24 protein-coding genes and 1 pseudogene are annotated in these 22,484 nt (G+C 56.3%); 8 read left to right on the forward strand and 17 right to left on the reverse strand.

What is annotated here, in order from left to right; all coding sequences use genetic code 11:
• Positions 1–11 precede the first annotated feature (11 nt).
• From uppS to rpsB, 5 genes are all read right to left on the reverse strand, one after another.
• The gene (gene uppS, locus ACSSVV_RS18295) at positions 12–782 is read right to left on the reverse strand and encodes a polyprenyl diphosphate synthase (RefSeq protein WP_454106706.1); all 771 of its coding nucleotides are present in this window, start codon (positions 780–782) and stop codon (positions 12–14) included.
• Between the two features lie 62 nt (positions 783–844).
• Complete coding sequence (gene frr / locus ACSSVV_RS18300; RefSeq protein WP_031210096.1) at positions 845–1,402, reverse strand: ribosome recycling factor; 558 nt, start codon at positions 1,400–1,402, stop codon at positions 845–847.
• Between the two features lie 69 nt (positions 1,403–1,471).
• On the reverse strand, positions 1,472–2,200 hold the full coding sequence (pyrH, locus tag ACSSVV_RS18305) for a UMP kinase (protein ID WP_011786005.1): 729 nt from the start codon (positions 2,198–2,200) through the stop codon (positions 1,472–1,474).
• A 181-nt stretch (positions 2,201–2,381) separates the two neighbouring features.
• Positions 2,382–3,251 carry a translation elongation factor Ts gene (gene tsf / locus ACSSVV_RS18310; RefSeq protein WP_014421998.1) on the reverse strand — a complete coding sequence of 290 codons (870 nt, stop codon included), beginning with the start codon at positions 3,249–3,251 and terminating at the stop codon, positions 2,382–2,384.
• Positions 3,252–3,344: 93 nt separating this feature from the next.
• Positions 3,345–4,097 (reverse strand): 30S ribosomal protein S2, encoded by a 753-nt coding sequence (gene rpsB, locus ACSSVV_RS18315; RefSeq protein ID WP_011786007.1) that lies wholly within the window; start codon positions 4,095–4,097, stop codon positions 3,345–3,347.
• Between the two features lie 273 nt (positions 4,098–4,370).
• Between rpsB and map the strand changes: the two genes are divergently transcribed.
• The 6 genes from map (at position 4,371) to dapE (ending at position 11,610) form a co-directional block, all read left to right on the forward strand.
• On the forward strand, positions 4,371–5,141 hold the full coding sequence (map, locus tag ACSSVV_RS18320; protein WP_011786008.1) for a type I methionyl aminopeptidase: 771 nt from the start codon (positions 4,371–4,373) through the stop codon (positions 5,139–5,141).
• The gene (locus ACSSVV_RS18325) at positions 5,142–7,787 is read left to right on the forward strand and encodes a [protein-PII] uridylyltransferase (RefSeq protein WP_023010999.1); all 2,646 of its coding nucleotides are present in this window, start codon (positions 5,142–5,144) and stop codon (positions 7,785–7,787) included.
• A complete protein-coding gene (gene dapC / locus ACSSVV_RS18330) occupies positions 7,784–8,986 on the forward strand; it encodes a succinyldiaminopimelate transaminase (RefSeq protein ID WP_023010998.1) in 1,203 nt (400 codons plus the stop codon). The genes ACSSVV_RS18325 and dapC overlap by 4 nt, the downstream gene beginning before the upstream one ends.
• Positions 8,983–9,324 carry an ArsC family reductase gene (locus tag ACSSVV_RS18335; RefSeq protein WP_011786011.1) on the forward strand — a complete coding sequence of 114 codons (342 nt, stop codon included), beginning with the start codon at positions 8,983–8,985 and terminating at the stop codon, positions 9,322–9,324. Before dapC ends, ACSSVV_RS18335 begins: the two co-directional genes overlap by 4 nt.
• A gap of 40 nt (positions 9,325–9,364) precedes the next feature.
• Complete coding sequence (gene dapD / locus ACSSVV_RS18340; RefSeq protein WP_014422003.1) at positions 9,365–10,393, forward strand: 2,3,4,5-tetrahydropyridine-2,6-dicarboxylate N-succinyltransferase; 1,029 nt, start codon at positions 9,365–9,367, stop codon at positions 10,391–10,393.
• A gap of 86 nt (positions 10,394–10,479) precedes the next feature.
• Positions 10,480–11,610 (forward strand): succinyl-diaminopimelate desuccinylase, encoded by a 1,131-nt coding sequence (dapE, locus tag ACSSVV_RS18345; RefSeq protein ID WP_023008783.1) that lies wholly within the window; start codon positions 10,480–10,482, stop codon positions 11,608–11,610.
• 34 nt (positions 11,611–11,644) lie between these two features.
• Here the strand turns inward: dapE and ACSSVV_RS18350 are convergent, their stop codons facing one another.
• Positions 11,645–11,863 (reverse strand): SlyX family protein, encoded by a 219-nt coding sequence (locus tag ACSSVV_RS18350; protein WP_011786014.1) that lies wholly within the window; start codon positions 11,861–11,863, stop codon positions 11,645–11,647.
• A gap of 168 nt (positions 11,864–12,031) precedes the next feature.
• Here ACSSVV_RS18350 and ACSSVV_RS18355 point away from each other — a divergent pair, with 168 nt between their 5' ends.
• On the forward strand, positions 12,032–12,571 hold the full coding sequence (locus tag ACSSVV_RS18355; protein WP_011786015.1) for a cold-shock protein: 540 nt from the start codon (positions 12,032–12,034) through the stop codon (positions 12,569–12,571).
• A gap of 78 nt (positions 12,572–12,649) precedes the next feature.
• Here ACSSVV_RS18355 and ACSSVV_RS18360 read toward each other — a convergent pair whose 3' ends face one another.
• From ACSSVV_RS18360 to ACSSVV_RS18370, 3 genes are all read right to left on the reverse strand, one after another.
• On the reverse strand, positions 12,650–13,024 hold the full coding sequence (locus tag ACSSVV_RS18360) for a hypothetical protein (RefSeq protein WP_011786016.1): 375 nt from the start codon (positions 13,022–13,024) through the stop codon (positions 12,650–12,652).
• On the reverse strand, positions 12,996–14,399 hold the full coding sequence (locus ACSSVV_RS18365) for a hypothetical protein (RefSeq protein WP_023010997.1): 1,404 nt from the start codon (positions 14,397–14,399) through the stop codon (positions 12,996–12,998). Before ACSSVV_RS18365 ends, ACSSVV_RS18360 begins: the two co-directional genes overlap by 29 nt.
• A 133-nt stretch (positions 14,400–14,532) precedes the next feature.
• On the reverse strand, positions 14,533–15,444 hold the full coding sequence (locus ACSSVV_RS18370; protein WP_023010996.1) for a DUF1853 family protein: 912 nt from the start codon (positions 15,442–15,444) through the stop codon (positions 14,533–14,535).
• Positions 15,445–15,508: 64 nt separating this feature from the next.
• Here ACSSVV_RS18370 and ACSSVV_RS18375 point away from each other — a divergent pair, with 64 nt between their 5' ends.
• Positions 15,509–15,949, forward strand: a complete 441-nt coding sequence (locus ACSSVV_RS18375; protein ID WP_023010995.1) for a VOC family protein — start codon at positions 15,509–15,511, stop codon at positions 15,947–15,949.
• Between the two features lie 257 nt (positions 15,950–16,206).
• On the opposite strand, the gene ACSSVV_RS18380 is transcribed toward ACSSVV_RS18375, so the two are convergent.
• The 8 genes and pseudogenes from ACSSVV_RS18380 to ACSSVV_RS18415 all read right to left on the reverse strand — a co-directional run bounded on the left by ACSSVV_RS18380 (position 16,207) and on the right by ACSSVV_RS18415 (position 22,407).
• A complete protein-coding gene (locus tag ACSSVV_RS18380; RefSeq protein WP_023008779.1) occupies positions 16,207–16,428 on the reverse strand; it encodes a hypothetical protein in 222 nt (73 codons plus the stop codon).
• Positions 16,429–16,891: 463 nt separating this feature from the next.
• Positions 16,892–18,205: pseudogene (locus ACSSVV_RS18385) on the reverse strand (RHS repeat domain-containing protein); the annotation flags it as partial.
• A 101-nt stretch (positions 18,206–18,306) separates the two neighbouring features.
• Positions 18,307–18,684, reverse strand: a complete 378-nt coding sequence (locus ACSSVV_RS18390) for a hypothetical protein (protein ID WP_023010993.1) — start codon at positions 18,682–18,684, stop codon at positions 18,307–18,309.
• On the reverse strand, positions 18,677–19,651 hold the full coding sequence (locus ACSSVV_RS18395) for a type VI immunity family protein (protein WP_023010992.1): 975 nt from the start codon (positions 19,649–19,651) through the stop codon (positions 18,677–18,679). The genes ACSSVV_RS18390 and ACSSVV_RS18395 overlap by 8 nt, the downstream gene beginning before the upstream one ends.
• Positions 19,652–19,669: 18 nt before the next feature.
• Complete coding sequence (locus ACSSVV_RS18400) at positions 19,670–20,047, reverse strand: hypothetical protein (RefSeq protein ID WP_023010991.1); 378 nt, start codon at positions 20,045–20,047, stop codon at positions 19,670–19,672.
• Positions 20,040–21,005, reverse strand: coding sequence for a type VI immunity family protein (locus ACSSVV_RS18405; RefSeq protein ID WP_023010990.1), 966 nt, complete (start codon positions 21,003–21,005; stop codon positions 20,040–20,042). The genes ACSSVV_RS18400 and ACSSVV_RS18405 overlap by 8 nt, the downstream gene beginning before the upstream one ends.
• Positions 21,006–21,096: 91 nt before the next feature.
• Positions 21,097–21,309 (reverse strand): hypothetical protein, encoded by a 213-nt coding sequence (locus ACSSVV_RS18410; RefSeq protein WP_152525358.1) that lies wholly within the window; start codon positions 21,307–21,309, stop codon positions 21,097–21,099.
• Between the two features lie 72 nt (positions 21,310–21,381).
• The gene (locus tag ACSSVV_RS18415) at positions 21,382–22,407 is read right to left on the reverse strand and encodes a hypothetical protein (protein WP_454106707.1); all 1,026 of its coding nucleotides are present in this window, start codon (positions 22,405–22,407) and stop codon (positions 21,382–21,384) included.
• Positions 22,408–22,484: the final 77 nt, after the last annotated feature.

Genomic DNA, 22,484 nt, shown 5'->3' on the forward strand with positions numbered 1-22,484 from the left:
TCGCTTGGTCGTTATTGTTGTGCAGCGCGATTAGCAATCTGGTCGTCGGTCTGACCGAAACGGCGCTGACGATGGGCATAGGCATCAAGCGCCTTGAGCATTTGCTCGCCCTTGAAATCCGGCCAGAAAACGTCGGAAAAGTAGAATTCTGTGTAGGCCAGGTGCCACAACAGGAAATTGCTGATGCGTTGTTCACCCGCCGTCCGGATAAGAAGATCCGGCATGGGCAGATCACCGATGCTCAGGTGTTCCTGGATCAGGTCATCGGTGATATCAGATGGTTCCAACTGACCCATCCGCACCTGCTCCGCTACCTTGCGGGTCGCCTGGGTGATATCCCAGTGGCCACCGTAATTGGCCGCAATCACCAGCGTCATTCGGGTATTGTCACGGGTCAGCGCCTCGGCTTTCTCCATGTGCTCCTGGAGCGCCGGGTTGAAGGCTGAGCGGTCGCCGATAATCCGCAGCCGAATGTTGTTGCGGTGCAGTTTTCGGACTTCCCGCTCCAGCGCGATCAGGAACAGACGCATCAGCGCCGATACTTCATCCTTGGGCCGGCGCCAGTTCTCGCTGGAAAAGGCAAACAGGGTCAACACTTCCACGCCCTCTCGGGCACAGGTTTCCACCACCGCCTTGACCGCATCCACCCCGGCCTTGTGGCCCGCCACTCCCCTCAGCCGGTGCGCTTTCGCCCAGCGGTTATTGCCATCCATGATAATGGCGACATGCCGGGGGCAGTTATCTGCTGCCACCGGAATTTCTGCGGTAACTTTTGCCGTCATGAAATCCTCTGTGCGGCGGGACGACCCCGCCGCTGATCCTGCTCCTGAACGAACCCTGGGGATTAAACCGCCATCAGGTCCTCTTCCTTCGACTTCAACATCTTCTCGACTTCCGCGATGTATTTGTCGGTGAGCTTCTGAATTTCATCTTCGCCACGGTGCTGATCGTCTTCGCTGATTTCCTTTTCCTTAACCAGCTCTTTGATCATGTGGTTGGCATCGCGACGAGCGTTACGAATAGACACCCGACCATGCTCCGCATCCGCCTTTGCCTGCTTGACCATTTCTTTACGGGTCTCTTCGGTCAGCATCGGCATGGGCACGCGGATGATGTCGCCACTGGTGGCCGGATTCAGGCCAAGGTCAGACGTCATGATCGCCTTTTCAATCGTGGGCACCAGATTCTTTTCCCAGGGCGCAACGGTCAACGTCCGGTTATCTTCCACGTTCACGCTGGCCACCTGCTTCAGCGGTGTTTCCTGACCGTAGTAGTTCACCATTACGCTGTCCAGGATCGCCGGATGGGCACGTCCGGTACGGATTTTATTGAAAGCCGAGTGCAGAGCTTCCAGGCTCTTTTTCATTTTCTTTTCGGCTTCAGCTTTGATGTCGTTAATCACGTCAGCTTCCTCAATTCGTTCGTCTGGTTCCATGCAGGAAGCCGGCACTTCAGGCGCCGGCAGCCTTATTCATTCAATCAGTGTGCCTTCCCGTTCCCCGGTCACAATGCGCGTCAGCACACCGGGGCGGTTCATGTCGAAGACCCGCAGCGGCATGCCGTGATCCCGCGCCAGGCAGATGGCCGTGAGATCCATCACGCCCAGCTTCTTGTCCAGAACCTCATCATAGGTCAGGTGGTCGTATTTTACTGCGGTAGGATCAAGATGGGGATCGGCCGAGTAAACGCCATCCACCTTGGTTGCCTTCAGAACAGCGTCAGCTTCAATTTCAATGCCACGCAGACAGGCCGCGGAGTCCGTGGTGAAGAACGGGTTGCCGGTACCCGCACTGAAGATAACCACATCACCTTCCTTGAGATCCCGCACCGCACGGCGACGGTCATAATGCTCGACAATACCGCTCATGGGGATAGCAGACATCACGCGGGTACGGATGTTCGAACGCTCCAGCGCATCACGCATGGCCAGGCCGTTCATGACCGTGGCCAGCATCCCCATGTGGTCTCCGGTCACGCGATCAAGGCCTGCCGCATTGAGGGCTGCTCCGCGAAACAGGTTGCCACCGCCAATGACCAGCCCCACTTGAACACCAATGCCAATAAGGGCACCGATTTCCAGGGCCATACGATCAAGAACTTTGGGATCAATACCGAAATCGTGCTCTCCCATCAGGGCTTCGCCACTGAGCTTGAGCAGAACACGCTTGTATCTGGGCTGGTTTTTCGAAGATGTCGGCATGGTGGTCCCCTTCTCGTCTGTTGGCTATCCGGCGCAAACCCGTTGCAGGCTTGTATCTGACATACTCCTCAAAAAAAGGGGTATCTCAGATACAAGCCCGCCACGAAAGCCGGGCGAACCCGGCTGACGTGGCAGACTCAGGTGGCACTGCCATGTTGCACGGCAGTGCCTCGAAGAGGAATCAGGCCTTGCCTGTGCCAGCGGCAGCAGCCACTTCAGCAGCAAAATCCACTTCTTCTTTCTCGATGCCTTCACCCACTTCCAGGCGAATGAAACCAACCAGGTCGCCACCGGCCGACTTGATCAGGTCACCCACTTTCTGGTCCGGGTTTTTGACGAACGGCTGCTCAACCAGGCTGTTTTCAGCCAGGAACTTCTTGATGCGGCCACCCATCATCTTCTCAACGATCTCAGCAGGCTTGCCTTCCATATCCGGCTGGGCCTTGATGATCTCTTTCTCTTTTTCCAGCTCTTCAGCCGGCATGTCGTCAGGCTTGCCAACGCGCGGGTTAACAGCAGCAACGTGCATGGCGATGTCGCGAGCCAGCTCTTCGTTACCTGCAGTCAGGGCAACAACGGAAGCGATCTTGTTGTTGCTGTGCACGTAACCACCCACAACCGGGCCTTCAACCTTGATGATGCGACGAACGGTGATGTTTTCACCGATCTTCTGAACCAGCGCCTCACGCTTGGCTTCCAGGTCGCCTTCCATCAGCTTGGCAACGTCAGTTTCGCCCTTCTCGAAGGCAACATTCAGAACGTCGTTGGCAAAGTTCATGAAGTTGTCGTCGCGAGCAACGAAGTCAGTTTCGGAGTTCACTTCCAGAATGAAGGCCACGGTGTTGTCGTCAGACACCTTGACCAGAGACACGCCTTCAGCGGCAGTACGGCCGGCCTTCTTGGCGGCTTTCAGACCGGAAGACTTGCGCAGCTCTTCAATCGCAGTTTCAACATTGCCTTCAGCTTCAACCAGTGCTTTTTTGCACTCCATCATGCCAAGGCCAGTACGCTCACGCAGCTCTTTGACCATTGCAGCGGTAATTGCAGCCATGTTCAATCCTCTTGTCTTTTCCGAATTCGGTGGGGAGGTATACCCGCATAAACAGGCGGGCATACCTTACAACTCAAACGTTAAGCCTGGATGTTACTCGGCGGCCGGAGCAGCGCCTGCAGCATCTTCGCTGACTTCAACAAACTCGTCAGCGCCAGCGCCGGCAGACTGGGAAGCTTCCAGACAGGTATCGGCAACGGCTTTCACGTAGATCTGGATAGCACGGATGGCGTCATCGTTACCCGGGATCACGTAATCAACACCATCGGGATCGCTGTTGGTATCAACAACACCGATAACAGGAATACCCAGCTTATTGGCTTCCTTGATGGCGATACGCTCGTGGTCTACGTCGATAACGAACAGGGCATCCGGCAGGCCACCCATATCCTTGATACCACCGATGGAGCGCTCGAGCTTATCCATCTCACGGGTACGCTCAAGGGCTTCTTTCTTGGTCAGCTTGTCGAAAGTACCGTCCTGGCTCTGGGCTTCCAGATCACGGTAGCGACGGATAGACTGACGGATGGTCTTGTAGTTGGTCAGCATACCACCCAACCAGCGGTGGTTAACGTAAGGCTGACCGGAACGCTGAGCTTCTTCCTTGATGATCTTGGAAGCCGCGCGCTTGGTACCAACAAACAGGATCTTGTTCTTGTTCTCAGCCAGAGACTGAATGAAGTTCAGCGCTTCATTCATGGCCGGAACAGTCTGCTCCAGGTTGATGATATGAATCTTGTTACGGGCGCCGAAGATGAACTTCGACATTTTCGGGTTCCAGTAGCGAGTCTGGTGACCGAAGTGAGCACCTGCCTTGAGCAGGTCACGCATATTTACCTGAGCCATGATATTTACCTTTTAGCTTCGGGTTAGTCCTCCACGCGTCCGATTGCCCCAACCAGCCTCCTTTAAACAGGAGCCGGCACCCTGGGACAACGTGCTGACACGTGTGTGAATTTGCCGGATTCGTTTCCGGCGGGCGCGTTTATACCATATCTGCCAGGCCAAACGCCATTATTTTTAGCCCCGGACTATGGCCAGCATAGCCTGCTCCCCGCCTTGTACCTTATGTCGCCGCCCCTTAAAATGCCGGTTTGATACAAATCAACAGGAAGCCCGATGCAGGTAACTATCAAGACCCCCGAAGAGATTGAAAAGATGCGCGTGGCCGGTCGCCTGGCTGCCGAAGTTCTGGAAATGCTCGACGAACATGTCAAACCCGGCATCACCACGGAAGAGCTGGATCGTATTGCGCACGACTATATCGTCAACACACAGCAGGCAATTCCCGCGCCCCTGAACTACAAGGGCTTCCCCAAGTCTATCTGCACATCCGTCAACCACGTAATCTGTCACGGCATCCCGTCCGAGAAGAAGGTGCTGAAGGAAGGCGACATCATCAATATTGATGTCACTGTCATCAAAGACAGTTACCACGGCGACACCAGCAAGATGTGGATTGTGGGTAAACCCAAGCCCGGCACCGAACGTCTGATCCAGATCACCCAGGAGTGCCTATATAAAGGCATTGAACTGGTGAAACCCGGAACTCGCCTGGGTGATATTGGCCACGTAATACAGCAGTATGCCGAGAAACACCGTTACTCCGTTGTCAGAGACTATTGCGGCCACGGCATTGGCAAAGTGTTTCATGAGGAGCCTCAGGTAATGCACTACGGCAAGCCCGGCACCGGCATGGAACTTAAAGAAGGCATGACCTTTACCATCGAGCCGATGATCAACCAAGGCAAATACCAGACCAAGCTACTGGCAGATGGCTGGACGGTGGTCACCAAGGATCACAAACTGTCGGCACAGTGGGAGCACACCATTCTGGTAACTGCGGATGGCTATGAGGTGCTGACCCGCCGATCGGAAGAGTCATTCTAAGTGGACCGAAGCGAGCTGGAATCCCGAATCAGTAACGACACCTCACCGGTGTTTGCCGCACGCGAACTCTTGCGGGAAAGTTATAACGCTGATGCCGAGGCATTTCAGCAAGGCGCCGATGTCCGCGCCCTGGTTCTTGCCAGGGCCAACACCATCGATAAGGTACTCCGGCTGATCTGGAACAGATACCCGTTCTCCCGCTCCGCTGACATTGCACTGGTGGCCGTGGGGGGGTATGGCCGGGGCGAGCTGCACCCTCATTCCGATATTGACCTGCTGATCCTGACCCGCAATGGCATAGAAGAGGACTGGCAGGAAGACCTGGGAGCGTTTGTCACCCTGCTCTGGGACCTCAAACTGGATATTGGCCACAGCGTTCGCAGCCTGGCGGAATCCATCCAGGCCGCCCGGGAAGACATCACCATTCTGACCAATCTGCTGGAAACACGCACGATCGCAGGCCCGGATAGTTTACGGGCCGAACTCAGTGAGATGGTGTATTCGGACGACGTCAGCTCCGATCGGGACTACTTCCTCGCCAAACGTGAAGAGCAGCAGCAACGTCACAAGAAGTACGGCGACACGGAGTACAATCTGGAGCCCAACGTCAAAGGCTCTCCTGGCGCCCTTCGGGATATCCAGACCATCGGTTGGATCACCAAGCGCCATTTCGGCCTGCAGAATATTGCCGACCTCACCCGCTTCAGCATCCTGACCGAAGAAGAGCACCAGATTCTGTACCAGGGGGAGACCTTCCTCTGGCGGCTCCGATTTGGTCTTCAACTGCTGGCCGACCGCAATGAAAATCGACTGTTATTTGACCACCAGCGCGCCCTGGCACAAATGCTCGGTTACCAGGACGAAGGTAAACGTCTGGGCGTAGAGCTGATGATGCAGCATTACTACCGCACTGTGCTTGCACTGGCGGAGCTGGCCGACGTGATCCTGCAGTATTATGACGAAGCCATCATTGGCAGCGGCGGCGAAGATGAAATCCGCCCCCTGAACAAACGTTTCCAGGTTCGCAACCTTTACATTGAAGCGGTAAACAATCAGGTGTTCGCCTACGCCCCGTATGCGATCATGGAAATCTTCGTGCTGATGGCGCAACACCCGGAGATCAAAGGTATCCGGGCCACCACGATTCGTTCGCTCCGGGCCCATAGGCATCTGATTGATGACGCGTTCCGGTCTGACCTGGCCGTCACCACGCTGTTTATGGAGCTGCTACGCACGCCCCATGCCCTGGACCAGACCCTGTCGGCCATGAAGAAGTACAACGTGCTGGGCCGCTACCTGCCGGAGTTCGGCCAGATCATTGGCCAGATGCAGCACGACCTTTTCCATATCTATACGGTAGACGCCCACACCATGCGGGTGATCCGCAACATGGTGAGGCTCAACAGCACCGAGGCCAGAACCGAATACCCGCTGGCCTCGCGCCTGATACACCGGCTACCCAAACTGGAAACCTTGTTTATTGCCGGCCTCTACCACGACGTGGCGAAAGGCCGGGGCGGCGACCATTCCGAGCTCGGCGCCATCGATGCCGAAGCCTTTTGCGAGCGACACCATCTCAGTGAGCGGGACACCCAGCTGGTGTCCTGGCTGGTGGAAAACCACCTGCTGATGTCCATGACTGCCCAGCGCAAGGATATTTCCGACCCGGACATCATTCAGGCCTTTGCCCGCGCGGTACCCAGCCTGGCCCACCTGGACTATCTCTACATCCTCACGGTTTGCGATATCAGTGCCACCAATCCCAAACTGTGGAACACCTGGCGCGCGTCGTTGTTGCGCCAGCTTTATATAGAAACCAAACGGGCGCTGCGCCGCGGCACTGACAATCCGGTAGACCGGCAGTCCTGGATCCGGGCCACCCAGGAGGAAGCCAGGGAAATCCTCCACGCCCAGAATATGACCGACGAACAGATCGACCAGATCTGGAATACCGTGGACGACGAATACTTCCTGCAGGATTCCACTGTCGATATCGCCTGGCAAACAGCCGCCATCATTCGCCACGGCGACAACCCGGATCCTCTGGTGCTGATCCGGGACACCCGGGGTGGCCCGACTGACGGCTATTCCCAGATCATCATCTACATGAAAGATCGCGTCGCCCTGTTTGCCGCCACCACCGCTGTTCTGGAACAGCTGAACCTGAACATTGTGGATGCCCGCATCAATTCCACCGAAGGCCCCTATTCCATCAGCTCCTATGTGGTTCTGGATGACAAGGGGCAGCCGCTGGGTATCGACCCGGCCCGGAAGGAGCGCGTACGCAAGCGACTGATTGAAGAACTGGACGACCCTGAAGACTATCCGGACATCATCCATCGCAGAACGCCAAGGCAGTTGAAACACTTTGCGTTCCCGACCGAGGTGACCTTCTCCAACGACACCATCAATCAGCGCACGGTGATGGAACTGATCACGCCGGACCGCCCCGGTCTGCTGGCGCGGATTGGCCAGGTGTTGCTGGAACACCGTGTGCGGCTGACCAACGCCAAGATTGCCACTCTGGGAGAGCGGGTTGAAGACGTGTTCTTCATCACCGACGAACAGGGCGAACCCCTGCGCGACCCGGGCGTGTGCCAGGCCCTGCAACAGGACCTCTGTAAAATGCTGGACGAGATTCAATGAACCCCAATCTGGAAAGACTTCACCCCTATCCCTTCGAGAAACTGGCCAAACTGAAGGCCGGCATTTCGGTGCCAGAACATCTGGCGCCCATCTCCCTGGGAATTGGTGAGCCCAAGCACCCATCGCCAGCCTTCGTAAAGGACGTTATTGCCGATAATCTGGATAAACTGGCGAATTACCCCACGACCAAAGGCACTGACGAACTTCGTAGCGCGATTGCCGCATGGGCAACCCACCGGTTTGATCTTGCACCGGCGTCATTGGATCCGAACCGCCACGTGGTGCCCGTAAACGGAACCCGCGAAGCCATCTTCGCCCTGGTTCAGGCGGTTGTGGATGCTGGCAAACCCGCCACCGTGGTCAGCCCCAATCCTTTCTATCAGATCTACGAAGGCGCAGCCTTCCTGGCCGGCGCCACACCGGTTTATCTGCCCTGCGATGGCGGCAATGGCTTCATCCCGGACTTCGACGCCGTGCCCGAGTCGGTCTGGGAGAACTGCCAGATCCTGTTCCTGTGCTCGCCCGGCAATCCGAGTGGAGCGGTGATTCCGAGGGAAACCCTGATAAAAGTGATTGAACTGGCCGACCGGCACGATTTCCTGATTGCCTCGGACGAGTGCTATTCAGAGCTCTACCCGGACGAAGCCAACCCGCCGGAAGGCTTGCTGCAAACCTGCGCCGCCATCGGCCGCCACGATTTCAAGCGCTGTGTGGTGTTCCACAGCCTGTCCAAACGCAGCAACCTGCCGGGCCTGCGGTCCGGCTTTGTGGCCGGCGACGCCGAGGTACTGGCCGGCTACCTGAAATACCGCACCTACCATGGCTGTGCCATGCCTATACATAATCAGCTGGCCAGTATCGCCGCCTGGAACGATGAAGACCATGTGCGCGAAAACCGCGCCGCCTACCGGGCCAAGTTCGAGGCAGTCGTGCCCATTCTGCGTGAAGTGATGAACGTCGACTTCCCGGATGCCGGCTTCTACCTCTGGCCGGAGACGCCCATGGACGACGAAACATTCGCCCGGGAGCTGTCCGCCCGACAGAACGTACACGTATTGCCGGGCCGATATCTGTCGCGCACGGTAAACGGCCACAACCCGGGTGAAAACCGCGTGCGCATGGCGCTGGTGGCTCCCCTGGAGGAATGCGTTGAGGCCGCGAAACGTATCGTTGAGTTCGTAAAAGGTTTTAAACAATGAAGTTATATGGCATCCGCAACTGCGACACCGTCAAAAAGGCCCGGAAGTGGCTGGATGAACACGGCGTGGACTATGAGTTCCATGATTTCAAGAAAGACGGCCTGAGCAGCGAGAAGCTCAGCCAGTGGGAGCAGGCCGTTGGCTGGGAAACGCTCCTGAACAAACGCGGGACCACCTGGCGAAAACTTCCCGACGAGGTTCGTGATACCATTAGCGCCCAAAGTGCCCACCAGATCATGCTGGACAACCCCTCCATCATCAAACGCCCTGTCGTCGAGCGCGGAGACGGCGTAAGCGTGGGGTTCAACGCAGACGACTGGTCTGCGTGGCTGGGCTGAATTTTTCTGACTATTTAATGACAACAGGAGCAACCACCAGATGAGTTTTGCATTCGGTATCGGAATCGGCACCCAGAACAACCAGGGCGAATGGCTGGAGGTGTACTACCAGCAGCCGATCATGACACCCGACAGAGACCTGATCGACGTGGTTGAGTCTGCGCTGGACTATAAGGGTGGCAACCAGGCCATCAGCGTGAAAGCAGAACAACTGGCACAGTTTGCCAACGCCCTTCGCCAACTGGGCCGGACAGACCAGGCCAAACTGGCCGAGAAAGCGGCTGAGAGCAAGCGCCCCGTGGTAGTCACCGTACTGGCAACGGACGATACCGCTTCCAGCACGCCGGAGGTGTACCTGAAACTGCACCTGATCTCACACCGCCTGGCCAAGCCCCACAGCCTGAAGCTGGACGGCATTTTTGGTCTGCTGCCCAACCTGGCCTGGACTAACGAAGGCGCCATTGACCTGAATGAGCTGCCGGAGCGGCAACTGCAGGCACGCCTGGAAGGCCGCATTCTGGAAGTGAAGTCGGTCGACAAATTCCCGCAGATGACCGATTACGTGGTGCCCAAGGGTGTACGTATTGCCGACACCGCCCGAGTACGTCTGGGTGCCTACGTAGGCGAAGGTACCACCGTCATGCATGAAGGCTTTATCAACTTCAACGCCGGTACCGAAGGCACCAGCATGATCGAAGGGCGCATCTCCGCCGGCGTGGTGATCGGGAAAGGCTCCGACCTGGGCGGCGGCTGTTCCACCATGGGCACGCTTTCCGGCGGCGGCAACATCATTATTTCCGTGGGCGAGAACTGCCTGCTGGGCGCCAATGCCGGCATCGGCATCCCGCTGGGCGATCGCTGCACCGTTGAAGCTGGCCTGTACATCACCTCAGGCACCAAGGTGGCCCTGCTGGATGACCACAACAAACTGGTGGAAGTGGTAAAAGCCCGCGATCTGGCCAGCAAAAACGATCTGCTGTTCCGTCGCAACAGCCAGACCGGTGCGGTTGAGTGCAAAACCAACAAGACCGCTATTGAACTGAACGAAGAACTGCACGCCAACAACTAAGGCTGCAGCCCGCCACAGAACCCACGAACACCGGGGGTTCTGTGGTGTTATTCCCTCTACTCTTTTCTTATCGAACAGGTTTCCCTATGTCGCTCTCCCCCACCCTGGAACTTGCCAAGGACCTTATCCGCCGCCAATCCGTAACGCCGGACGACGCGGGCTGCCAGGAACTCATGATGTCACGCCTGGCGCCGCTGGGTTTCAGTGGGGAAAACCTGCGCTTTGGCGAAACCGACAACCTGTGGGCAAGAAAGGGCAACAATGGGCCTGTTCTGGCATTTGCCGGCCACACCGACGTGGTACCCACCGGCCCCGAGAAAAACTGGGCTCACCCGCCGTTTGACCCGATCATCAAGGACGGCTATCTGCACGGTCGGGGCGCTGCGGACATGAAGGGAAGCCTGGCGGCCTTCATCACCGCCTGTGAACGCTTTGTGGCCAACCACCCGAATCATCGGGGCTCGATTGCCCTGCTGATCACCAGCGATGAGGAAGGCCCGGCCCAGGATGGCACCGTGAAAGTGGTAGAAACCCTCGAAGCCCGCAATGAGAAAATGGACTGGTGCCTGATTGGCGAACCTTCCAGCACCCATCAGGTAGGGGATGTCATCAAGAATGGCCGGCGCGGCTCCCTTCACGGATACCTCACCGTTCACGGCGTTCAGGGCCACGTGGCCTACCCGCATCTGGCCGAGAATGCCGTCCACAACGTTGCACCGGCACTGGACGCGTTGGCCAAGGAATTCTGGGACAACGGCAACGACTTCTTCCCGCCCACCACCTTCCAGATAACTCGTGTCGAGGCCGGCGTCGGCAGCAATATTGTGCCCGGGGAGTGCCTGGTGCACTTCAACTTCCGTTACTGCACCGAGAACACCGCGGAAAGCCTGGAAGAGAGAGTGGTCGCTATCCTGGACCGGCACAACCTGAAATACGATCTGCAATGGCACCTCAGTGGCCGGCCATTCCTGACCGACAAAGGCGCGCTGGTATCGGCCGCACAGAATGCCATTCGAACCGTGACTGGCCGTGAGACAGAACTGTCTACGTCCGGCGGCACCTCAGACGGTCGCTTCATTGCGCCCACCGGTGCCCAGGTGGTCGAACTTGGCCCGATCAACGCCACCATTCACAAGGTGGACGAGTGTGTGAAGGCTGAGGACCTGGACACACTATCCGAGATCTACGAACAGATTCTGGTCGAGCTGCTGGCCTAAGGAATCGAACCAGAGGCTCACAATGAGCCTCTGATCAATAATGCGGCGGGGGTGTTTCCTCTTCTTCCCGCCGGATATTGGACGGCGAGATATCCTTGAGTTGCTTGTGCAGCATTTTCTTGGCGTCCCACAGTTCCCGAATGTCCATCTCCTGCTTGGCGACCTGATCACTCAACGTGTTGATCAGCTCATCCTGGAACGCAAGTCGCATTTCCAGTTCTGCCAGTCGTTCTTCCAGGGAGTTTTTGCTCATGAGGTTTGGTCAGCCCTTTCTGTAATCTGGTATCATGCCGCCTTTTACCGCCTGCGGCCGGGATAATCAGTTTTCCCGGGGTTGGCGGCGTTCACCGGCCAGACATGCCATGTTACCCGATGTCCGGCTTTTTATCGTCAGTGTTAAACCATGGAGAATAACCAACCAATGCGTAATCCAGCCAAAGCGATCCTTGTTGCCATTCTGATCGCGATTCCGGCACCGTTTGTACTCGGCCTTCTGCTTACCACCACTCCGGAACCCCTGAAAATCCTGGCGTTGGGCCAGGGCCTGGAAGCTCTGGGCAGCCAGGGTGGCATAGCGGCCTATCTGTTCGCGTTTGTTGTCTTTGCCGTTGCCGCCTTTGTTGCGATTGCACTCGCCGGCAAGCAGCCTGCCGCCAGGAACTCAGCCGCGCGCAAGGCAGCACCTCGCAGTGCCCAGCCCAGCAATCAGTATGACGACGACGAAGACGATTTTGACGACAGCACTCCGGAAGGTAACGAGGAAGGCACCGTCAAGTGGTTCAACGTCAAGAAAGGCTTCGGCTTTATCGTTCGTGACAGTGGCGACGAGATCTTTGTGCACTTCCGCGCCATCCGTGGCCGTGGTCGCCGCGTGCTTCGCCAGGGCCAACTGGTGCGCTTCAACGTGGTTGAGGCAGACAAAGGCCTGCAGGCAGACAACGTGTCTATCCTGAGCGACTGAGACAGCTCCCGCACGCGCCAATAAAAAAGCAGCCTCTCGGGGCTGCTTTTTTGTTTCAAGCCGAAAACCTTGTGACTGTCAATTCCAGACCACCAACTGCTCGCCGCGATGATCCAGCCGCCACCACTTATCGTCCTCCACCGGGTCCCCTTCTTTCCAGTCTCCCGGGCTGCAGCGGATTTCAGTATCCATTGCCCGCCAGGCACTACGAGCGCAATCCAGGTCGCTGTTCCAGGGCAGCTCATCGCCTTCCATCACCAGTGAAGTGAAACGCTTGCCGAAAGCGCCCGGATACAGCGTGATGCGCACCCGCGCGCCGCTATACCTGGCCATGCCCTTCACCACGGAACTGACGTCGGTATCGTCCAACTGTAATTCGTCCAGTTGGCCTTCCAGCCAGTTGGAGACCGCGGCCGGTTCAAGGTCACGAATGTAGATTTCCAGATCCTGCACCCAAGGATTCTCCCTGCAGTTGTTCGCAATGTCGCACATAGTGAACCGGCCCGGGCCTCGCTGCAACCCATCGCTCCAGTTCCTCGCGCAGATCGTCCACCAGCAATCGTCGCAGCGTGCCGGCCCGCTTGCGCTCGTGCCAGAGAACATCGGCCGCCGCCTGTTCAATCATCAGGACCTCCGCCTTCTGCTCCGGGAGATGGCAATCTTCTCCCCGCGCCAGTGCAACCAGAGACTGCCGGTGCCACACCTCTTTTTCGCCCTCCAGTGCCGCCGCCGACACCGAGCCACGACTGGCAAACAAATCCAGCCGGGCGGCAGCTCGCCGTACCCACTGCAGCATGCCACCAGGAGTGCTGACACAGCTGCTTTGTCGGGAAGCCGCATATTCGAGAGCTGCCTGGGAAACCTGGATATTCCAACGCTTTTCGATTGCCGGTTGATGTGCGGTGAGTACCGCCCTCCGCTGACGGACGCTCACCGGAGGCAACTCCAGAACCTCGGGTTCACGACCCAGCAACTGACCCAGCCGAACGACACCGCTGGAATCCGTCATCGAATCACGACCAATCAGCAGGATTGGCCCAGACCAGCCGGAAACCAGATCCCGGATCAGCCCCAGCGGCTCGGCTATCAACGTCAGCAAATCGGCGGGGCTGACATTGTCCAATACCAGCGCAGGCCAATGCTCAGAGGACGAATCACCTGACGGTAAAACCGGTTGATCACAGGCCAGCACTTCCGACTCCCGGCGAGGATCAACCTGAACCCAGGCCAGGCCGGGAGTGCTCAGGAGCGAGTGCAGCCAGGCCGACTTGCCGGCACCCCTCGGCCCTCGAACCCAAATCAGTGCTTCGGGATTGGCCGCCAGGGCAACCGCAACATCTTCCGCCAGCGCGAGCCATTCTGGTTCAGCAATCGATACCGGCGCAACGAAACGGGCATCGGAGGTGGGCACAGGCACGTCATGTGCCGAGGGCCAGTAGGTCACAAGCTCGAGTACAGCCACATAGGCTTTATCCTGAAGCCGCTCACACTGGGACGTCAGGGCTTTCAGAAGCACCGGCCAATCGAGCCAGGGGACCTCTGCCGACTCGCGGGCAGAGGCAATCCAATAGATCAACTGGGAGGACAGATCACCGTCTCCGACCACCTCGGTCACGATGGGCTGCTCACCCTGAATGGTGCGAACGAGTTCGTCCAGATCGATACTCTGGCGTTGCAAAAACGGGGGAATCGCGGGGATGGCATCGAGCAATGCCAGCAGAAAATCTTCGGCAGTAATCACAGAACCGCCCCGGCGCCCAACATTTTCTCGGGCCATCAACAGCGCGGTCTGACACTCCGGAGACAGACATCCTTGCCAATCTTCCATCGGGGCATCTCCTTCCTTGGCTTACGGGCATCGTCCTGATGCCACCTGAACAGCCCGGAATTCTAGAACCGTGTCACGAATGTGACAACGACCAAGGCCCGTTTCTGTGAACCGAACAGCCCCTACAATGGTCTTAGGCGCCCGCACCCGGCCACTGAGGCGGCATAATGAACACCCGACTAGTTTCTACCCAACGATCAGATTCCGTCCGCCTGTTCAAAACGGCAAACATCTGGGGTATCCCGGCGCTCTCCACCCGATCAAGCGCCGCCCTCGCCGATGCTGTATCCGGCGCAGCCGATTGAGCCCAGGGGCCGATCCAGTCCGGCTTGAACAGGGGCACCCAGCCAGAGATATTCTCCTGCCGAGCCTGATCAAGCCTCATCCAGTAACCTTTCAGATGCTCCCTCGGCACCTGTGCCGGCGCTTCAGGCAGCGTTTGAGCAACCGTATAGAACAGATAGCCTGGCATGAAAATTCGTGGCTTTACCGTTTCGCAGACGCCAACACTGGCCAGCAAGCCCTGGGTTTCTGGTCGCTGGCACAAGCGGCTTTGGTGATTCAGCAGACGCTCAGTCTTCAGATCCAGCCGATCCCGGGCATTGGGTCCGTACCACCGGACCTGATTTGCCTCGGTTACGAAGCCGAGATAGAACTTGATGGCAATTTCGTGGTGCTCCAGTTGGCCGGAGCAGCGGTTGCGAACCAGAAAATCCAGCTCACCCAGCGTTCGCCCCTCGGCCTGAACCTGCTGATTCTGCAGTACAATGTCCCAACCCAACAGATCCCGCAGTAACACCTCATACAGGCGCTCGAAATAGTGGCCAAGCCGACCCTCCGGCGTTTCCGTCAACCGCGCAGGCAGGGTATCAGGGTTCCGCTCCCACCGTTTCAACGTCTCCAGGAATTCCGGGGGCAGATGGGCGGCAGGATCGAAACTGAGCTCATGCCTTAACAGCTGAGGCGACAGACACAACCAGGCCAGATGCCGGACCGCCGGCACCTCGAACGCCCGCAACGTCTCGGTAATCTCGTTTTTAGTCATAGCCGAAGAATACCGTAAACTGTGGGGTACACAATTCAGAACCTGACCAGCCAAGGAGCACCTTATGCAATACCTGCACACCATGATCCGGGTGAGCAACCTGGACGACACGCTGCACTTCTTCTGCGATTTGCTGGGCATGGTAGAAATCAGTCGTAAAAGCAACGAAAAAGGTCGCTTCACCCTGGTGTTCCTCGCCGCCCCGGACGATGAAGCCCGGGCCCGGGAAGACAAGGCGCCCATGATCGAACTGACCTACAACTGGGACCCAGAGGAATACACAGGCGGCCGCAACTTCGGCCATCTGGCCTACCGCGTGGACGATATCTACGCCCTGTGCGAGAAACTCCAGGCCAGCGGCGTCACCATCAATCGCCCGCCCCGGGATGGCCATATGGCGTTCATCAAGACGCCGGACGGGATTTCCATTGAGTTGCTGCAGAAAGGCGATGCGCTCCCGGCACGGGAGCCTTGGGCGAGTATGGAGAATGTGGGGAGTTGGTAAAGTGACTTCGATTCTGTAATGGCGCCGGTTTTCGGTCCAGCCATTACAGAATCGCGCCGGAAGTGAGGGTTGCGGCCGGTGCGACGGCATGTTCAGCGGTGACGGCATCTAGTGTCGAATGGTTCCAGCCTCGGTACATCATGCAAGTGCTGCGCGGTATCCAAGTAGCGCTGAGGCTGGCCCGATAACGCCACCAACTCCTCCTTCTTATGGCTCCCCCTCCTCAACGAGGTCTGGCTCAATTGCTCAGTAGCACTCTAATCCCCTAGCGCTATACTGACTATGTAACGAACACCACTCTTTTCCTCAAATCTAACCAAAAAAGAACGGTTAGTAGCCAATTGGTCATAAATTAAAGGGCTCAGGCCAGAGACGCGACACACGTCTTCATCAAGATAGTAGTTTTCCTTTTCTTCATCTTGGAAAACAAAACAGAACTTTTTATCCTGCGTTTCGCCAACGAACTGCACAGTTTTCATATCAACTAGCGCACCTTTTCCGACTTCATATAAATAACTTTCCCCGAGTTTTCGGGCAGCCAATGTTGAGTTAGAATCTGCGTCCCCCCCCGGAATAAAGCCTATCTGCCCTAGATTGCTGAGGTGCCACCTCGCCGATCAAAACTTTCGCAGCTTTCTGAATACGAACATCTACCAGATTATCCATTGTGTTATAAACGGATCGGCCCGAAGCATCATAGAACGGACTAAGCGCCAAATGCTGACGTGCATGCTGTAAGTTATTCGGAATTTTTCCTACGGCAACGAAAGCACCTTCTTTTGCAGCATCGCCTCCGTAGAATCTTACTCCGTCGACGTCCTGCAGCAATTCGATTTCAAGCGCCCTATTGTTGGCAAACCCGAGTTTTTCCGGCGTATCAACCTGATTTATCACCCTATAGCTGCCCTCAGGCAGTGAACGAAGGCTAGCCTGAAGTTCAGTGTTTATGGAACTATCAGGTGAACGTTTCTCGTGTGCCGCCAACCCCAACGGATCCACCCACCCCGTCGGATTAGGCACATACTGATAATTATTCAACCCACCCGCAAGGCCAATCGGATCCGGCGTAATGAACCGACCGGTATTCGGGTTGTAGTATCGATGCCGGTTGTAGTGCAGGCCGGTTTCCGGGTCGTGGTACTGGCCCTGGAAGCGGAGCGGGTTGTCGATTTCTGAGACTTGTTGCTGGACCACATTCCCGTAGGCGCGGTAGGTGACTGACCAAACGAGCCTGCCATGCTGGCTGGTCAGTTCCTGGGGCGTTCCCAAATGGTCCAGGTGGTAGTAATAGACTTCAGCTTGTTCCGGGCCGTGGCCATCTACCAGCGCCAGGGGTTTGAAGCTGTCAGGTTCGTACAGGTAGGTGCGGTACTGATCCCCGGTTTCTTCAGCAATGAGGCGGTCGCCCTGCCAGAGGAATTCGGTTCGGGTCAGGCCGTTGGTTTTGGCGATACGGCGGCCGAAGGCGTCGTATTCGTAGTGCCAGGTGCTGCCATCCGGTGTGGTGACGCTCGTGAGCCGGTGCTCGCAGTCGTATGTATACCGGGTGACCAGTTTCTGAGCTTTACCTCGACGTTCCTCAATCAGGTTGCCGAATTCGTCGTATTCGTAGTGGCTGTCACCATGCATGGTAAGCCGGTTACCGCGCACATTGGCAGATTGACCGCTTGAAGCCCCCAGGTTTTGCTCCAGGAGGTTGCCGGCCGGGTCGTGTATGAGTTGCTCATAGAGATCGCCCCGCACGCCCACCAAACGATCCATCGGGTCGTAGACGTATTGTCTGAGCCCTTTGCGGCTGTCCTGAATGCTTTTGAGGTTGCCGTTGGGATCATACTGGTAGTCGCGCTGGGCGCTGGTGTCTTTAAGGCGACCCTGATGAATCCGGTGCTGGGTCAGGCGACCTTCGTCATCGTATACATAGGCACTCAACAGCTCACCCTGTTGCCGTTCGACTTCCTCGCCGGTGGACGCCATTCGGTGGCGAGTCAGCGGTTGGCCATTCAGGTCGATGCCTGACAACAACCCGGCTGTGTCCCGGTGGTAAGCCAGCGCCTGGCCGTCCGGCAGTACCATTTCGTGCAGGCGATCAAATTCATCATAACGATAACGAAGGCTCGCCCAGCCCTGATGTTCGGTTTTCAACAAACCGAATTCGTCGTACTCGAAAGCCAACGGCCAGTGGCCATCATCAACCCCGATCAGTTTGCCGTCCGCGTTATAGCCGTACTGAATCTCGCGGCCATCGGGTAGCGTCTTTTACAGAGTCTAACATCAGGTGAGGTTCCAACTACCTTGACAGAGGGGGGGGGCTCGATCAGTTAAATCGTCCTGACCACACGTATAGATGTGGCTCGACCCTATGAAACCGGGCACCACTCCACACCGTTGAGAATACCCGTCAGCCGAATCTTGGCCTGCTTGTCCCCCGCACGAGCATTGACCACGACCTCGCCGCTCGCCCGGTCGTATTGGAGGTGAGTGACGGTCGTCGCATGCTCCAGAAAATCTTCGGGGAGCACCTGCCAGGTTTCGCCATTCCAGATTTCAATCCTTGGTGCTTCCGTCAACGAAAGACGCAGGGTACCTTTGCCCTCAAACAGCAACAGATCTCCCTGCAAGGCCCACTCGCCGGCACCAACGATGTCAATGCTGCTCTCGCCTACGGCAAGCTCGGACAGTTCTATGTCTGGAAACCACTGTGCAGGCAACAGATCCATTGCCAGGGTGTCAGTCATGACTCACCTCCGGCTCGCCGTCAAAACGGGACAGCCATTCGCGGAATTCCTGAGTATGGAACACAGTCTGACCGTCCACGCGGCCCTTGGCTATTCCACCATGCTTGGTTGAACGAATCGGACGTAAGGCCTGGGCGGCTTGTCGATAGGGGGCGACATCCAGACCCTGCTCCCGGTCACCCAGCAGAGGCTTGGGTCCAGCCTGGATAATCACACCGCCGTCATACGGTGACACCCAACCATCCGGTAACGCCTCCTGCAACGCAGCCTCTCCACCAAGTTGATTCACATAGGGCTGGCAGATGGCAGTGAGCCATGCCGGCGATTTGATGCTGCTCAGCAAATACAGAGAGTGTGTTGTTCCTTTGCCGACATTAAGGCCAGGGAAACGCTGCCCCAACTGATAGACCAAAGGGTCTACACGAGTTTCATAACCGTGAGATATAGCTAATCCAAATCCCGCATATGCTTGCTCAGCGTTTAACAAGCTACACCAACGTTTAAAAATATCTGGTAGTTTTTCGTCGCGGTCGATAAAGAAATCTATCGGAAAATGGCAATAGAGATATGACAACGATCGTTGGTTGGAGAGAGGATGGTCTTCTATGGTTCTTGCCTTCCCGCCTCCCAATGAGACGAAGTCTATGTCCGAAGCATCTGTCTTCTTTTCGCCACCATGAAAAACAAACTCCCACTCCTCGTCCTGTGGCACATCCAACAGCCACTCGCCCGGGTACGGGTAAGGTGTCTTCTTCAGACTTTTCCAACGGCCGGTATTTGGATTGGTAGTCCAATTGAATTCCTGGCCGAAGTACTCCCGGTATTCATTGAAAACCGCCAGTACCGCCTCCCGGACATCCGTACGCCAAGCATTACGGAAGTAAATTTCCACGTTCAGGCAGAGCTTGAGCATGACGCCGTCTGCGTTTTCTACCCTGATGTCATTGCTCACATCCATGTAACCCATGCCCCTTTTGATTCCGGTCTACGACGCCGGCAACCACTCCACACCGGTGAGCATACCCGCCAGCCGAATCTTGGCCTGCTTGTCCCCCGCACGAGCATTGACCACAACCTCGCCGCTCGCCCGGTCATATTGGAGGTGAGTGACGGTCGTCGCATGCTCCAGAAAATCCTCGGGGAGCACCTGCCAGGTTTCGCCATTCCAGATTTCAATCCTTGGTGCTTCCGTCAACGAAAGACGCAGGGTACCTTTGCCCTCAAACAGCACCAGATCTCCCTGCAAGGCCCACTCGCCGGCACCAACGATATCAATGCTGCGCTCGCCTACGGCAAGCCGAGTCAACTCAATGTCTGGAAACCACTGTGCAGGCATCAGATCCATTGCGAGGGTGTCAGTCATGACTCACCTCCGGCTCTCCATCGAAGCGGGACAGCCACTCCTGATACTCAGGGGCATTGAAAACTTTCGCACCATCCACCCGCCCCATAGCTATCCCATCATGATCAGTGGAACGAATCGGTCGCAAAACTTGCGCTGCCTTTCGATAGGGGGCCACATCCAGGCTCTGCTCTCGATCTCCAAGAAGAGGCTTGGAACCGGCTTGTATTATCACGCCGCCGTCGTAGGATGACATCCAACCATCTGGCAGCGTTTCCTGCAATACAGCCTCACCACCGAGTTGATCCACATAGGGTTGGCAGATAGCCGTAAGCCAATTGGGGGTTTTAATGTTGCAAACCAAATCATCGGAATGAGATATCCGATCACTGATATTCAGTCCAGGGAAACGCTGACCTAACTGATACACCAAGGGGTCTACCCGGGTTTCATAACCATGAGAAATAGCCAAACCAAATCCCGCATAGGCTTGTTCTGCGTTCAGCAAGCTACACCAACGATTGAATACAGATGGCAGTTTTTCCTCACGATCCATGAAGAAGTCGATGGGGAAATGCATATAGATATACGACAAGAAACTATCAAGGGACGCAGCCCCTTCATCCCCTTTATTTACTCTCCTACCAAGTGACACCACATCCACATCGGAGGCGTCGGTCTTCTTTTCCCCACCATGGAAAACAAACTCCCACTGTTCGTCCTGCGGTACATCCAACAACCACTCATCCGGGTATGGGTAAGGCGTTTTCTTCAGGCTTTTCCAGCGACCGGTATTCGGGTTGGTGGTCCACTTGAATTCCTGGCCGAAATACTCCCGGTATTCATTGAAGACCGCCAGTACCGCCTCCCGAATATCCGTACGCCAGGCATTACGGAAGTATATTTCCACGTTCAGGCTAAGTTTAAGCATGACACCATCGGCGTCTTCCACAGTCATCAGTTCTTTCAGTTCATCCACGGTATGTTTTCCCTATCTCGAAACTCAGAATGCAGCCCCGACTCGCTCCGGGTTTGGCCGCAATGACGACATCCGCTGAACTGACCCCGTATTAGGTCCAACCAGAGTTGGAAAAATCCGGCTCCTGGAGTACGTCAACGCCCTCAGTGGTCCCAAGATAAGGGATAATGCCTGCACAAGTGCCGACAGGCTGAAGCTCCTCACCAACACGCATCCATTCTTTTGAGGCTTTCGGCAGTGGACCTATCTCCATCGCCCGAAAGGCGGTGTTCGAAAAAACAGTGCCTTGCAGCAGTTCAGTCACGCAGATCCCTCAAGCAACACAAAAAACGAAGTCGCTGAGCGACATGTGGCTGCGCCGACGCTATCAAGCCTCTCAAATCGGCCATGCATCAGCCGGACGCAGCTTTCGGTACTCCGCCATCGAGATCTTGCCCAACTGCGGTGTAAGCCTGCATTTACGTTTATCCCATGGGTATTCCATCTGCCGCTTCAACCATTCCTTGCCCTCCCCTTGCTTCCAGGCTTCCAAATCCAGATCACGCCAGAAGCGAGGGTTGCGGCCGGTGCGCCGGTCATGCTCTGCGGTAACTGGGTCCAGATGTCTGAATGGTTCCAGCCTTGGCACATCCGGCAGGGGCTGAGAGGTATCCATGTAGCGTTGAAGCATGTCCCACAGCGCCATTACCTCTTCTTTCGTGGGCTCTACCCGGCTCAGGGACGTCTGGCTGAATTGTTTGGCGGTGTAGCGATGCACGAACATCAGGCGGTAGAAGATACCGCCGGCTTCAACGACGCGCTCCACGTAGGCATCGAATTCCTCGAAAGGGGCTGTCAACTTTTTACCGCCTGGCAAGGCAAAACTGACCTGACCGGTCTCTCGGCTGAAGTAGCTTTCACCCGCCTTATGACTTCTGTCCAAGAGCTTACCAAGAAATTTGTCGAACGGCCTCAGTAATAGAGCAAGGCCGCCCATGACTACGGGCATAGTCTTTATCAGGATAAGAATCGAAAGTGGTAGCCAAACGACAACTCCAACTAACATTACCAGCATAAATACAATATCGTTGGCTTCAACGACCCATTGATACAACCAATAATAAAACCACCATGCACCACCAATCAAAATCAATCCACCCCATGCATAGGGTACGAATAATAGAACTGCTGAAAGGCCGAGAAACGCCTTGCCACTCAAGAAACGAATCTGACGATGATTCCACCACCAGTTACCGGACTGAAAAGCTTCTGGGTCAATCTTATCTTGGTTTTGAACTTCCCCCAAATCATCGCTAATACGGTAATAGGGATCGATACCTGCGTAATCGCCAACAGGTTGCAAATCTTGGCCGAGATGGTGCCTGCTATTTCTAGATTCCGGGAGCCAAAGACGCCCATCCATTTTCTCAAAAGCTCTCAACGTCATCCCTTATGTGACTTGAAATCAGCATTCCATGAACAGATCTGGGCCAATACCAG

The sequence above is a fragment of the Marinobacter sp. MBR-105 genome, assembly GCF_053628895.1.

Excerpts from the sequence above, each read along its gene's own strand:
- ACSSVV_RS18355 (WP_011786015.1), top strand. The coding sequence starts at position 12,032 with ATGCGTAATCCAGCCAAAGCGATCCTTGTTGCCATTCTGATCGCGATT.
- uppS (WP_454106706.1), bottom strand. The coding sequence starts at position 782 with ATGACGGCAAAAGTTACCGCAGAAATTCCGGTGGCAGCAGATAACTGC.
- tsf (WP_014421998.1), bottom strand. The coding sequence starts at position 3,251 with ATGGCTGCAATTACCGCTGCAATGGTCAAAGAGCTGCGTGAGCGTACT.
- ACSSVV_RS18400 (WP_023010991.1), bottom strand. The coding sequence starts at position 20,047 with ATGACTGACACCCTCGCAATGGATCTGATGCCTGCACAGTGGTTTCCA.
- ACSSVV_RS18380 (WP_023008779.1), bottom strand. The coding sequence starts at position 16,428 with ATGAAAACTGTGCAGTTCGTTGGCGAAACGCAGGATAAAAAGTTCTGT.
- dapE (WP_023008783.1), top strand. The coding sequence starts at position 10,480 with ATGTCGCTCTCCCCCACCCTGGAACTTGCCAAGGACCTTATCCGCCGC.
- dapD (WP_014422003.1), top strand. The coding sequence starts at position 9,365 with ATGAGTTTTGCATTCGGTATCGGAATCGGCACCCAGAACAACCAGGGC.
- map (WP_011786008.1), top strand. The coding sequence starts at position 4,371 with ATGCAGGTAACTATCAAGACCCCCGAAGAGATTGAAAAGATGCGCGTG.
- ACSSVV_RS18335 (WP_011786011.1), top strand. The coding sequence starts at position 8,983 with ATGAAGTTATATGGCATCCGCAACTGCGACACCGTCAAAAAGGCCCGG.
- ACSSVV_RS18390 (WP_023010993.1), bottom strand. The coding sequence starts at position 18,684 with ATGACTGACACCCTGGCAATGGATCTGTTGCCTGCACAGTGGTTTCCA.
- ACSSVV_RS18350 (WP_011786014.1), bottom strand. The coding sequence starts at position 11,863 with ATGAGCAAAAACTCCCTGGAAGAACGACTGGCAGAACTGGAAATGCGA.
- ACSSVV_RS18365 (WP_023010997.1), bottom strand. The coding sequence starts at position 14,399 with ATGGAAGATTGGCAAGGATGTCTGTCTCCGGAGTGTCAGACCGCGCTG.
- ACSSVV_RS18370 (WP_023010996.1), bottom strand. The coding sequence starts at position 15,444 with ATGACTAAAAACGAGATTACCGAGACGTTGCGGGCGTTCGAGGTGCCG.
- ACSSVV_RS18415 (WP_454106707.1), bottom strand. The coding sequence starts at position 22,407 with ATGGATGGGCGTCTTTGGCTCCCGGAATCTAGAAATAGCAGGCACCAT.
- rpsB (WP_011786007.1), bottom strand. The coding sequence starts at position 4,097 with ATGGCTCAGGTAAATATGCGTGACCTGCTCAAGGCAGGTGCTCACTTC.
- dapC (WP_023010998.1), top strand. The coding sequence starts at position 7,784 with ATGAACCCCAATCTGGAAAGACTTCACCCCTATCCCTTCGAGAAACTG.
- pyrH (WP_011786005.1), bottom strand. The coding sequence starts at position 2,200 with ATGCCGACATCTTCGAAAAACCAGCCCAGATACAAGCGTGTTCTGCTC.
- ACSSVV_RS18395 (WP_023010992.1), bottom strand. The coding sequence starts at position 19,651 with ATGGGTTACATGGATGTGAGCAATGACATCAGGGTAGAAAACGCAGAC.
- ACSSVV_RS18375 (WP_023010995.1), top strand. The coding sequence starts at position 15,509 with ATGCAATACCTGCACACCATGATCCGGGTGAGCAACCTGGACGACACG.